The sequence below is a fragment of the Thalassoglobus sp. genome, assembly GCF_048270125.1.
Lineage (GTDB): Bacteria > Planctomycetota > Planctomycetia > Planctomycetales > Planctomycetaceae > Thalassoglobus.
On the sequence record NZ_JBLWTN010000003.1, the window covers coordinates 187,990 to 201,129 of the forward strand.

Below are 13,140 nucleotides of genomic sequence, written 5' to 3' on the forward strand. Positions count from 1 at the left end.
CAATTTGCGTACTGCAATTCATTGGGAAATCGGTTTTGAAAAAGCATGTCAAAATTTACGTTTATCTATGGAGTGCTCCTCGTCTCGAGTGTTTTTACGTCACCTTCTTTTGCTGAAACGCACCCAAACGTTCTGTTCATTCTGATTGATGATTTTGGCTGGAAGGATGTTGGCTATAACGGGAGCACGTTTTACGAAACGCCTCGAATCGATTCATTTGCCAAACAGTGGATGCGGTTCGACCATTGCTATACGCCCAGCCCAATGTGTTCTCCAACTCGGGTCAGCATTTTGACCGGTAAGAATCCTGCTCGCCACGGAGTGACACAGTGGTTAGCCGGTCGCGATACGTTCTATGGTCGCCAGGGGGAGACGCCTCGTGTTTATTGCCCGGTTCCGCAATCTTCCGGTATCAATGATAGCGAAATGACCATCGGCGAGGCTTTTCAGGAGGCTGGCTACCAAACGGCGTTCTACGGCAAATGGCACATGGGCAAGTTGAAAGCGACCGGAGGGCCGAAGAACCATGGCTATGATTCACAGTTGGCAGTCATTGAGGAAAACCGATGTAGAATGTTCTATCCCTTCGGGGACAAGAAGTATTTTCCTGATGCTACGCCAGGGGACAACTTTACCGACAAGCTAACGGACGCCGCCATCGATTTCGTTTCGGCCGATCGCGACCAACCCTTCTACCTGCATTTATCGCACTTCGCGATGCACCACCCAATTGCGTCGAAGCCGGAACTTCGAGCGAAGTTTGAAGCCAAACGAGAGGCTTTGCCGCCCTTGGAAAAAGACAGCGAACTGGATGACTATTCACACCAGCCACATCGCATGCGGCAGGATGATCCAGAGTACGCAGGTGAGCTGGCGACCTTGGATACGAACATCGGTCGACTCGTGGATGCGTTGAAAGCCGCCGGGCTATATGACAACACCATCATCGTCCTGACCGGTGATAACGGCGGGCGGGCAACGATGAATTTGTCCCATTCAACTTCACTCCAACCAATCCGTGGAGGGAAAACCTTTCTCTTTGAGGGTGGTTTGCGGACACCCTTGCTCATCCACTGGCCAGACCATACGAAGCCTGACATGCAATCAAACGTGCCAGTCACCAGCATGGATCTTTACCCGACTCTGTTGGAAATGGCAGGCTTACCACAGAAAGCCGAGCAACATATTGACGGTGTCAGCTTGGCGCCGCTTGTCCTGGGTAAACAAATTCAGCGGGACACGCTCTATTGGCATTTTCCTCATTACCAGGGCGAGGGTGCTTATCCAGCGAGTGCCATCCGCAAGGGTAATTACAAGCTAGTTGTCAATTATCACCATAACGACGTGCTCCTGTTTGATGTGCTGAACGATCCCAATGAAAAAGAAAACCTCGCTACAGCAATGCCTGAGAAAACCGAAACGTTAAGGAATAAGTTGATGAGATATCTGGAAGAAACAGGGGCACATATTCCACAACCACTAACCAAGTAAGTTACATTGATGACGAAGGTAATGAACGCGATAGGTCTGTTGGTGTGTGGCATGATGGTCTCGGGAGACCTTCGTGCGGAAGTTAATCCGGCAGCCATCGCAGTGCCGCGGGAGACAACGGGAAAGCACAAATGGGTCGCAAACCATTACGCTCGCATGATGGCATTGGCAGAGCGATCACCGCAGAAATTTAAGGTCGTTTTCGTCGGTGATTCGATCACCAAGAAGTGGCTTGATGAGTCAGGTTCCTTGTGGGCTGACAACTACGGCGATGTTGACAGCCCGTTTTGCGCGTTGAATTTGGGGGTGCCCGGTGACCGCACCGATCATGTGCTCTACCGATTGACGTCCAAAGCGGACGGCGGATTGGGAAATCTGGACAACGCCACAATCCAGCCAAAAGTGATCGTGTTGATGATAGGAACCAACAATCTGTTCCCACCGCATAGTGCCGAGCAGATCTCCGCCGGAATTGAAGTAGTCGCGAAACGCTTGCGCGAACTTCGTCCAGATGCGACGCTAGTCATCTGTTCGATTCTCCCGTCGCACAGCCCGGCAAAGAACAAACAGCAGATTGTTCCGGCCAATGAAACACTTCCTGCGCTAGCTGATCTTCTGGGCGACAAAGTTCGTTTCCTGAACCTGTACCCTGCGTTTCTTAATGAGCAAGGCGAGAAAGACCAAAAGTTCTATGTCGATGGTCTCCACCTCAATGAGAAAGGCTATGAAGTGTGGCATCGTCAATTGATGCCGGTATTGAAAGAGATTCTTCAGTAGGATCGTTGAAGAAGACGAGGTCCAAATATGGCAGACCGAAAACCTCGCGCAGAAAGATTCGAGAAATGAATGCGGATTGAGACCGCATTGGGGGCTTTTCTGGAATTCACTCATTATCTGGATAGAGAAACGGCTATGCCTACTGTTTCCAGATTCCATGTGGAGATCTCCACTGCAAAAAGTTCTACTGGTGTCCTCGATCCTCCACTTAAGCCGCCTTTGGGCGGCTTTTTTTGTGCGCTGAATTGCCTGATTGGTCTGTGAATTTCTGCAAACCGAAAGAGCAGTTTTCCACGAGGTAAATCGCTAAGACGATTTCCAAAGCTGTTTTAGGCTGGTCGAAGCTCGAAGTAATTTGTGCAATCAGCTTCGCGGGAATCCATGCTTTTTAGAGGAACCGTCTCCACGCGGGTACAGAGAGTACCTTGCGTGTGTTGAGTCGCTTGCTGTTCCGAGACAGAACGTGTCTGGCTGATCCAAAATTGCTTTGGATCAGTTCGTGGATTTTGTATTGACGTTCTGCTTCGTGGCAAGCAGTATTTTTACTAGAACCAGTCCGAAAACCTCTGAAATCGTCGCTTTTCTCAACGTTTGAGAGAGCAATTTCAAGTTTCAGGACCACCTCTAGAGAAATGCGTTCTTCACGGACACACGGTAGAGCAAACTGCTCTAGACCGCTCCGTGGCACTTTTTGAATTTCTTTCCGCTGCCGCATGGGCAGGGGTCGTTACGGCCAACTTTGTCGTCAAAGTTGCGGATCGTTTCAACGGTCTTCTGTTCGGCTCCCGGTTCTGCCCCGTGGCTTTCCTGCACCTCGGGGGAGAAAGCTTCGACTTCGGGTTGAACTTGTGCGTGTTGAGCAGAAGCGTTTGCCCACAGGGACTCTAGAAACTCCGGTGAACTCTCGGAATCCAGGCGGAAGATTGCTGAGGTGACCTGTTCGGCGATGCGGTCCCACATCGCTTCGAAGGCTTTCATTCCTTCTCGCTTGTATTCAACCTTCGGGTCTTTTTGAGCATAACCGACCAGACCAATTCCACTTCGAAGATGGTCCATGTAGTACAGGTGCTCTTTCCAGGCGTGATCGAGCATCTCCATCAGGAGCATCCGCTCGGCCTGTCCCAATTCGGGGCGATAGCGGGCGTCAACTTTTTGAAGAGCTAAGTTCCGCCCTTTAACCGGATCAATCTCGTCGAGTTCCTCAGTGTTCAAGACGACCTGCATCCGGTCTTTCAGGAATTGAATCAATCGAGACAAGTCGAGGGCTTCTTCTCGCTCCCCTTCAGGGCGAATCGTGAAGACGTCGTCTAGCAGTTCTCGAAGTTCATCTCGCGTCTCGGGTGCGGGGAAGAATTGGCTGCTTCTCTCGATGAGAATTTCAGCAACTTGTGGACGCTCTTTTTCTTTCAGATCAGCGTTCGACAAATTGGTTTCGAATCGGCTGTTTGCCCATCCGATCAAACCTTCACGATCACTGTTCTGGCCAGAGAGGTATCTGTTCATCCCGACGACAACTGGAAAACGAATTTCCTTTTCGCGGTAACGTTCTCGTACTCGTTGTTGAACCAGCGCGATTGCGTCCGAAAGGTCGTCAAATTTTGTGAACTCTTCCGGTGGCATTTCCACACCAAATTGGTGCCGTAACCAACCTGAAAGTTGTTTCGCTCCAAAATCCTCAGCCAGAATGGTATCCAGAGGTTCAAAGTCCCAACGATGAATCCCTTCGCGAGCGCGTTCAATCAGGTGCCTGAAAACCTGGTCTCGGTTCATTTCGCCATCAGGCACACCTTCTCGAACTATTTTGCGTAGCTCTCGATCATTCGTGTTCAAGTTGAATTGACGATTGGCCCAAGTCGCCAGAGTTTGCCAGTTCCAATCTCGATGGTCGCCCTCTTCCGGCAAGTTCTCCGCCATTTGATCTTCAATGAGCACTTCGGCTTGGCGTTCGCCTTCGCTTGTCATGTACTCGACCATCTGGTCTTTGTCCATGTTGCTGATCGCATCGGCATCGACGACGAGCCCCAGGTTTTGCGAAGCAAACGCTGCGGCCGTTCCCCAGCGATATTCCCTCGAAAGGAACTGACTCGCCCACTTCTCAATTTGTTGATTCAGCATCCCGCCGATCAAGTCGCGGCAGTTCACGCCATCCAAAATGTCCTGTCGGTAGCTGTAAACTTCTTTCCGCTGATGGTCCATCACTTCGTCATATTCCAGCAAACTCTTTCGAGCCTCGAAGTGCCGCTCTTCCACTCGTTTTTGTGCCTTCTGAATTTGTCGAGACACCATTGGATGTTCGATGCTCTCGCCTTCTTCCATTCCCAACCAGGTGAGCATTCCCTTAACTTTTTCGCCAGCGAAAATTCGCATCAAGTCGTCTTCGAGGGATAAGAAGAACCGGCTCGAACCGGGATCGCCCTGTCGTCCTGCACGTCCGCGAAGCTGTAAATCGATTCGCCGAGAATCGTGACGCTCCGTTCCGACGACGTGTAAGCCGCCCAGTTCGGCGACCTTGCGGCCATCTGCTTTCATTCCCTCTTCAACAGCGATTTTGTCAGACAGTTCATCCCATTCTGCTTTCGGAACATCCAGTCGAGACGAATATTTTGTCTTCAAAATGTCCCAAGCCATATGCTCAGGATTTCCGCCCAGGATAATGTCCGTACCGCGACCTGCCATATTCGTCGCAATGGTGACGGCTCCGAGCCGACCTGCCTGGGCGACGATTTCCGCTTCACGTTCGTGGTTTTTCGCGTTCAATACATTGTGTTTTACACCATGCTTGGACAGCATCGATCCGAGGCGCTCACTCTTTTCAACAGAAACAGTACCAACCAGAATCGGACGTCCCGTTTTATGGACTTCGGTAATTTCGTTGACGACCGCTTTCCACTTCTCACCTTCAGATCGATAGATCGTGTCCTGAGTATTGATTCGCTGCATCGGGCGGTTCGTTGGAACTGCGACGACATCCAGACCGTAAATTTTGTAGAATTCGTTCGCTTCCGTCATCGCGGTTCCGGTCATCCCGCATAACTTATTGTAGAGCTTGAAGTAGTTCTGAAGTGTGATTGTTGCCAAGGTCTGACTGACCTCTTTGATTCGTACACCTTCTTTTGCTTCGGCTGCCTGATGCAACCCGTCGCTCCATTGTCGACCTGGCATAGGACGACCGGTATGCTCGTCGATGATGATCACTTCATCCTGAACAACCATGTAGTTCACATCACGCTTATAAAGATGATGCGCCTTCAAAGCGTTGTCGATCAGGTGTGGCCACTCCATATTTCCCGAAGCGTAAAAACTTTCTACGCCTGCCAATTCTTCAGCCTTGCGGACCCCTTCGTCCGTCAAGTGACACGTGTGTTCTTTTTCTTTCACTTCAAAGTGAACATCTCGAACAAGTTGTCGAGCGACACGGTCGGCTTTCGGATATTTTGTGACATCATCATAAGCTGGCCCGGAGATGATCAGCGGTGTTCGAGCTTCATCGATCAGGATGTTGTCGATTTCATCAACGATCGCATAGTCGAGGGGGCCTTGCACTTGAAGCGCAGCTGTCGGCTTCATGTTGTCTCGAAGATAGTCGAAGCCGAACTCGTTGTTTGTTCCGTAGCAAATATCGCAGGCATAATTTACCTGCCGTTCATGTGGACGCATTTGCCCCTGAATCGCCCCGACGCTGAGCCCGAGCGCCAAGTGCAGTGGGCCCATCCATTCCATATCCCGCTTGGCGAGATAATCGTTCACTGTGACGATATGAACCTTTCCTGCGAGGGCATTTAAATAGGCGGGGAGAGAGGAGACGAGTGTTTTTCCTTCCCCTGTGGTCATTTCAGCGATTTTGCCCTGGTGAAGAATATTTCCCCCCACCATCTGCACATCGTAATGACGCATTTGAAGGTTACGTTTGCCAGATTCTCGTACCGATGCGAAAGCTTCTGGAAGAATGTCGTCTAAAGTTTTTCCATCGGCAAGTTTTGCCCGCAAACGGTCCGTTGTTTCCTTTAATTCGGCATCTGTCTTCTTCTCCATCTCCGGTTCGAGCGAGTTAATTCGATCGAGGACAGAACCGGAAGTGACCCGAGAGCTTCCATCCTTCTCGCGAATAAAGCCGATCCGGCGGATTTCACGCTCGTTCGATGAACCGAAAAATTTGCGGACCAACCCTTCTACAAAGGCTGTCACTGCTGTGAAATAGTCGCCGAGACGATCAAAGAAGTCCATGTCTTCTTTCCGTGACCTATAAAGTCTTCAGGAGTGGACCACCGTGTGTGGTGGCCACGTAAACCCCTGTATTGATGTGAGTTATGTATTTCGCAAGAGTCCGGTGTGCGACCTGGAGATCGGGGGATACTAGCCAAAACTGACCATTTTCACTCCCTCGAACTGGCAGTCTTCCCCCCACACGTTCAGAAAAAATGTGGAATCGAAAAAATCGATTCCTGTCATTCGTCTAGAGTGCAGAATTCTTACGCCGTTTCAGTGCGTTGCTACAACTTTGTCGCAAACTCCCTGTAGACCGAAGTTTATTTCCGCAACCGGCATCGGTCAATACGCGCCCAAACCAGAGAATTCAAACATCAGGACGAGTTGATGCAACCTTGTGGCCCCGGTTTATCGCTCCTGATCCTACTTATTCTCTCTGGTATTCCTGAAGATTCCCAGTATTATCCAACTCATTGTTTGACACAATTTGATCTCTCAGTTGCCTGAGTTGCGGTAGGAATCGCACGAAATTCAGGAACCACAACTGCATCGAGAAAGGAAACTCAGATGGCCAGGTCGTCGAACCAGGGGTCGGAATTCGGACCTTTTGATTTCACACAATCAATCATGAAGTTGTGTGAAGATCTCACAAATCGTCACGAAGCGTTTATGCACATCGACATGTCTCGTGTCGCTGTCTGTTTCGCTCAGGCCCGTTCTTCCGTTCTGCATGGACTTCAAGCAAAGCTGACTCCCATGCGTTTCGAAAACGGAGCGACGACAGGTCAACGTCAAGGACGCCTCTGGACAGTTCAGCGACTGTACCTTGGCAAACGTGAGATGCTCTACATTCTCACATTTTATCTGCCACGGTTTCTGGATCAATCTTTTCAAGAAAAATTCGTGACCATCTTGCACGAGTTGTACCATATCAGCCCGAGATTCGATGGAGATATCCGCCGCTTCGGTGGGCGATGTCACGTCCACACGCAAAGCCAACGTGAATACGATGACCAAATGGAAGTCTTTGCCAGAGAGTATCTGTCGATGAATCCTCCAGAAGAGTTGTATTCATTCCTCAGGCGCGACTTTCAGGACCTCAAACAGAAACATGGTGGGGTCATCGGGCTGCAAGTCCCCATCCCGAAGTTAATTCCCATCGACGACAGCAAGACAGCCTGACGGGGGCCTCTCCGCCTTGCGCAGAATCAAGACATTGATTCGCGAGTCCATTAGTAAATGAGTGGTAACTCAGAGCAATCCAGCCTTTCTCTCGCAAAATCACGAAGGAAGGTTGAGCTGATAAGTGGGTGTGGACAGAAAGACCGATCCTGGGTTTGCTTGATACGAATCCGAGAGCAAATTCAGGGTAAATTTGCTGTCATCTCGCTGCATTTGTCACGGTCGTTTAACCCGGTGATTCACCGGGTGCTAAATGGGACACTGAAGACCTAAAGGAAGCTAGAGCAGTTTGCTCTTCCGTGTGCCCGTGAAGAACGCATTTTTCTAGCAAAAATACTGTTCGCCACGAGGCAGAACCTGTACACCAATTCGAAAGATGCTCCAGTCGCATCACTTCGATGATTTCTGTTTCGATCTTGTTTGTGCTCGTCTGGCAACGCGTTCACGGATGAGATGTAGAGAATCATTCGGAATCGATGAGATGAGCCGCTTTGTGTATTCTTCCTGTGGATTTTCGTATATCGACTCAGAGGGGCCAAATTCGACGATTTTCCCCGCGTTCATGACTGCCATCATGTCGGACATGAACTTCACGACACTGAGGTCGTGGCTGATGAACACGTACGTCAGCCCATGTTCTTCTTGAAGGTCTTTCAGTAAGTTCAAGACTTGAGCCTGAACTGAAACGTCTAATGCAGAGACTGATTCGTCGCAAATAATAAACTCGGATTTCACAGCCAACGCCCGCGCAATACTGATTCGTTGACGCTGTCCACCGGAGAATTCATGCGGATAACGACGCAAATGCCCCGTCTCCAGGCCGACTTCTTCAAGAAGATGTGCCGCTCGGTCTCGACGTTCTGAGCGACGTCCAAGAATTCCATGAATCATCATCGCCTCGACCAGCATCCCTTCCACGGTCATTCGAGGGTTCAGAGAACTGTACGGGTCCTGGAAAATGATTTGGACATTGCTGCGGTACTTCTTCAGGTTTTCACCTCGCAGCGATGTGATATCGATTCCTTCGTATTGAATTTTGCCTGCTGTGATATCAGCCAGTCGAACAATTGCTCGTCCGGTTGTCGTCTTGCCGCAGCCAGATTCTCCAACAAGGCCCAACGTTTGCCCTCGGTAAACTTTCAGGTCGATCCCGTCGACCGCCTTGACGTGATCTGTGACCCGCCGAAAAATCCCGGTCCGGATTGGGTAATAGACTTTCAAATCCTCGATTTTTAGGATCGGTCGACGTCCTTCCGGGACGGTTTGCAGGTCGGCATCCTCTTTGATTTCTGAGAAAGGATGCCCAATCTTTTGTAATTCGCTTTTCGGGTGGATCAAACGTCCGCGCCCGGTCATCGAAAGTTGCTTAATTGCTTCCGCTGACAGTTGCTTCTCCTGGACCTCGTAGCTTCCATCCGGAAGCTTCTGTGCATCCATGAAATCACTGACGGTTGGCAAACGTCGAAAAGTGCTTTCCAGTTTCGGTCGGCAGGCGAGAAGTCCTTTTGTATATGGGTGCTTCGGGTTTGCAAAAATCTCTTCGACCGGCCCATGCTCGACCAGCCGTCCCCGGAACATTACCGCAACGTCGTCAGCGATCTCGCCGATTACACCCAAGTCGTGCGTAATAAAGAGGATTGACATTCCGCGTTGATCACGAAGGTCTCGGAGAAGATCGAGAATTTGCCTTTGAATTGTCACGTCGAGCGCAGTTGTCGGTTCATCAGCGATGAGGATCTCGGGGTCGCAGGCGAGCGCCAGTGCGATCATGACTCTCTGTTTCTGGCCGCCGGACATCTCATGAGGATAGCTGTGAAAACGGCGCTCGGGTTCTGGGATTCCGACTTCGTTGAAGAGGTCGATCGTTCGCCGCTTCGCTTCGGAAAAGTTCACTTTCAAGTGCCGTTGAATCCCCTCGGTGACTTGTACTCCAACCCGGAACACAGGGTTCAAACTGGTTCCCGGTTCCTGAAAGATCATGCTGATGTCGCTGCCACGCAGGTTGCGCATTTCCCGCTCGGGAAGCCGCACCAGATCTCGGCCCAGGTACGAGATCGAGCCTCCAGCGATTGTTGCAGCACGATCAGGCAGAAGACGCATCACTGAGAGAGAGGTGACGGACTTTCCAGACCCGGACTCTCCTACAAGGCCCATTGTCTCACCGGCCTTCAATGTGAGTGTCAGATCGTCGACAGCTTTGACGACTCCGTCGGGCGAATCGAAGTATGTTTTCAGGCCCTTGATTTCCAGAACGGCTGTATCTGCCATGTCAAAACCTTTCGTCCTTGTGTGGTTCCGTGCGTTCGCTATTTCGTCTGCGCTTGTGAAACAAATTTCTGGAAGATTTTCAGAGTCTTCTCGCTGACATGATGCTCGATCCCCTCGGTGTCAATCTCTGCAATTTCTTCTGGAACCCCTAAGGCGACGAGGAAGTTAAATACTGTTTCATGCCGTTTGCGGGATGTTTCTGCGAGTGTCTCTCCCGATTTTGTCAGTTCAATCGGCCGATAAGGTTCCGTGGTGACGTAACCTTCTTTCTGTAATCGGCTGATGATTCGGGTCACGGTCACATGCGAAACGTCGAACCGCTTCGTTAAGTCGACAACCCGACAACTTCCATTGGTTTCAATAATCTCCGAGACCGCTTCGACATAGTCCTCTGCCGTTTCCGTCGCATGGTCTTTGCGAGTCCGTCGATGTCGAGCTGCGATCTGTTTGTGTTCGTTCATTGCTTTCTTCGGAAACTGTTCATGCTCATGCGGAATTTCTTCCACTTTCGATTCTGAAGAATAGCGATTCTTCAGATAAATACGAACCACGGTTTTCGGAACCCCGAAGCAGCCGCGAGAGGGTGTTTCCAGGGCAAATCCAAGATTGGTCTTTACATTCAGCCTCGTCGGGAGCAGTCTGCGAGTTCATGAACGTGACTTTCAGGGGCACGACAAGCATTGAAAATGCTGTGAAATGCGAAAGCATCGAGCACCACGCTTGCAACATGAAATCGCTCACCAGACTCTTGAAATCGCTGTAGTTGACAGAGATGACGATCATTTTGGCTTGGTTTGAAAGCGAAAAAGGGACCATACATGGAGTAAGGAGCGGCAGATTTATTCGGTCGGCAGGGGCTTTATTGCCCCAATTTCGAAGCATGAATGAGACGCAGCATGTAGTCTTTTACCCCCAGGGCATCAACGTCTGTGAGCACTTCGATGTTTTCTTTCCAGTGGGGGAGCCCTCGACGATCAAAGACTGTCATCCCGGTTGTCAGCCCGCCAGTCAACTCGACATCAACCGTCATTGCTGTTTGCTCGAACAATTCAGGATGAGAAACCGCTGCGACAGCGACCACTTCCGGCAGGAGAATTCCTTCCCGCCCTAGTTGATTTCGTGAGACTCGCAAGGCGAATGGAATCGTTTCGTTCAGCAATCGTCCGAGTCGTGAAAAGACATCAATTCCAAGTTGATCGTATTCGTCAAAACTCAAGCCGAATTGATGCGAAGTGTCGATCGGTAATATTGTTTTATTGGCAGGGGAGGTGAGGATTTTTTGCGAGGAGTCAGGATCAACAAACATGTTGAACTCTGCAGTCGCTGTGACATCACCGCCGACCGCCACTGACCCGCCGCAGATGATGAGTTGCTTCAGATCAGAAAGAAACGATGGCGAACGCTCCGCTGCCGACTGAATGTTTGTGAGAGGCCCAAGTGTTAAGAGGGTCAATTCGCCCGGAAAGGCTCGGACGAGTTCGACAAGTAGTTTCGCGGACTCCGTCGGCTGATGAAGATCTGCCGTGATCGGTTCACATTCACCAAGGCCGTGCGCTCCTTGACCTTTCATGATTCCCGACAGCACCGGCGAATCGTCGCAGCAGACGGCATTGGCCCGGCTTAAGCCGATTCTTGGCCAGAGTGACGGGTCAACAATAGATGTGATCGTCTGCAGATTTCGAAACGCCTGCTCGCCAGAAACCAGTCCTCCGCAAGAGGTCAAAGCGATTACCTCGAGAGTTGGATCACACAGCGCCAGCGCGATCGCGACGGCATCTCCAATCCCGGGATCAGCGTCAATGATCAACTTCTGGTGCGGCATTTCTCCTCCGTCAATCGCCACGGATCGCGACTTTGCGATTCCAGAAAGTCATTTGCTTCGGCGTCAGTTCCGAAGTTTTTTCGGTCATGGTCAAAGGTGACTTCCCGTCCCAAACGATACGCAATATTTCCCAAGTGACACAAACTGGAACTGTTCTGGCCATCTCTCAGCCCGGCTATCGGCGTTGTCCGAGACGAGACGGACTTCAGGAAACTGCTCATTTGTGAATTTTTGATGTCACTGGCATCGGCATGTCCATCTTTTCGGTGGTCGTAAACTTTCCAGCCACTTCGATCAACGATAAGAATTCCCGCATCACCGTAGAACGCAACTCCCGAAGAGCGTCCTTCAATTCCTCGATTCGACCACTGTCGATGTTCCCACACAACTTCAACATCCGGGTAGTCGTAATGGACAGAAAGTGTGTCGGGTGTCTCCCTGTCATCTTTGAAGCTGCGTTTCCCTCCTGTGGCAACGACTCGATTTGGAAGATCGAGTTTGAGAGCCCAGCGGATCACGTCGAGATGATGCACTCCCCATAGTCCCAGTTCTCCGGACCCAAAGTCCCAAAACCAGGGCCAGCTTTGATGAAAACGATTCTCTTGAAACGGGCGGCCTTCAGCTGGCCCCAGCCATCGGTTGTAATCAACTCCCATTGGAGGTTGAGAAGTCGCGCAGCGTCCGATTGATTTTCGTCGATGGACTGCCCATGCTTTCGCAAGATGGATTTTTCCCAGAAATCCGCTCTGTACTAGCTGAACCGCTGATTGAAAATGAGTTCCATGTCGCTGCGGTAAACCGACCTGCACGATGCGATTCGTCTGTTCTGCCAAACGGCATAGACGTTCACCATCGTGAATCGAGTGAGCAACCGGCGTTTCCAGAAAAACATCTTTGCCAGCCAGCAAAGCATCCGCTGCCATTTTTGCATGCCAGTGATCGGGAGTCGCGATTACAACCGCGTCGATATCACTTTTCTCAAGAAGCTGTTCATGCCGCCCGACAGCAACTGGTTTTGAAGTCTGTCGATTCGCAATTTCGTGTTGGGCATACGCTAAAGAGCGAGCATCAACATCACAAATCGCTACGATCTCCACCATATTTGTCCGGGAGAGCGTTTCAGTCAGTTCTTCTCCCTGCGAACCAAGTCCGATCACGCCAATTTGCAGGCGTTCATTGGGCGAACTGGCGACTCCCAGGCCCATGGCTCCCGCCGCGAGTCCGGCAGCGTTTCGGGCGCTGTTTTCCAGGAAAACTCGACGGTTGTACTGCGATGATTTCGATTCGGATGTCATGTTTCACAAGTGGATAGACAAGGAGAATTCGAAAGTGAATTGTACCAATCCAACCTGTCTCTCGCTACAAGATCCTCCTGAAACTTCATCTCAGCGATT

At 50.7% G+C, this 13,140-nt stretch carries 8 protein-coding genes; 3 read left to right on the forward strand and 5 right to left on the reverse strand.

The features are described 5' to 3' along the window. Positions 1–45: 45 nt before the first annotated feature. Both ACN0YR_RS05155 and ACN0YR_RS05160 read left to right on the forward strand, forming a co-directional pair. Positions 46–1,491, forward strand: coding sequence for a sulfatase (locus ACN0YR_RS05155; protein WP_417848125.1), 1,446 nt, complete (start codon positions 46–48; stop codon positions 1,489–1,491). Between the two features lie 9 nt (positions 1,492–1,500). Continuing rightward, a complete protein-coding gene (locus tag ACN0YR_RS05160; protein ID WP_417848126.1) occupies positions 1,501–2,268 on the forward strand; it encodes a GDSL-type esterase/lipase family protein in 768 nt (255 codons plus the stop codon). A gap of 669 nt (positions 2,269–2,937) precedes the next feature. Here ACN0YR_RS05160 and secA read toward each other — a convergent pair. Further along, complete coding sequence (secA, locus tag ACN0YR_RS05165; RefSeq protein ID WP_417848127.1) at positions 2,938–6,492, reverse strand: preprotein translocase subunit SecA; 3,555 nt, start codon at positions 6,490–6,492, stop codon at positions 2,938–2,940. Positions 6,493–7,041: 549 nt separating this feature from the next. On the opposite strand from secA, the gene ACN0YR_RS05170 reads away from it, so the two are divergent. Further along, positions 7,042–7,656 carry a hypothetical protein gene (locus tag ACN0YR_RS05170; protein ID WP_417848128.1) on the forward strand — a complete coding sequence of 205 codons (615 nt, stop codon included), beginning with the start codon at positions 7,042–7,044 and terminating at the stop codon, positions 7,654–7,656. Between the two features lie 390 nt (positions 7,657–8,046). On the opposite strand, the gene ACN0YR_RS05175 is transcribed toward ACN0YR_RS05170, so the two are convergent. From ACN0YR_RS05175 to ACN0YR_RS05190, 4 genes are all read right to left on the reverse strand, one after another. After that, positions 8,047–9,924, reverse strand: coding sequence for an ABC transporter ATP-binding protein (locus ACN0YR_RS05175; RefSeq protein ID WP_417848129.1), 1,878 nt, complete (start codon positions 9,922–9,924; stop codon positions 8,047–8,049). 38 nt (positions 9,925–9,962) lie between these two features. Further along, complete coding sequence (gene mntR, locus ACN0YR_RS05180; RefSeq protein WP_417848130.1) at positions 9,963–10,475, reverse strand: manganese-binding transcriptional regulator MntR; 513 nt, start codon at positions 10,473–10,475, stop codon at positions 9,963–9,965. 308 nt (positions 10,476–10,783) lie between these two features. Next, positions 10,784–11,746, reverse strand: a complete 963-nt coding sequence (locus ACN0YR_RS05185; protein ID WP_417848131.1) for a nucleoside hydrolase — start codon at positions 11,744–11,746, stop codon at positions 10,784–10,786. Next, complete coding sequence (locus ACN0YR_RS05190) at positions 11,728–13,041, reverse strand: Gfo/Idh/MocA family protein (protein ID WP_417848132.1); 1,314 nt, start codon at positions 13,039–13,041, stop codon at positions 11,728–11,730. The genes ACN0YR_RS05185 and ACN0YR_RS05190 overlap by 19 nt, the downstream gene beginning before the upstream one ends. Positions 13,042–13,140 lie beyond the last annotated feature (99 nt).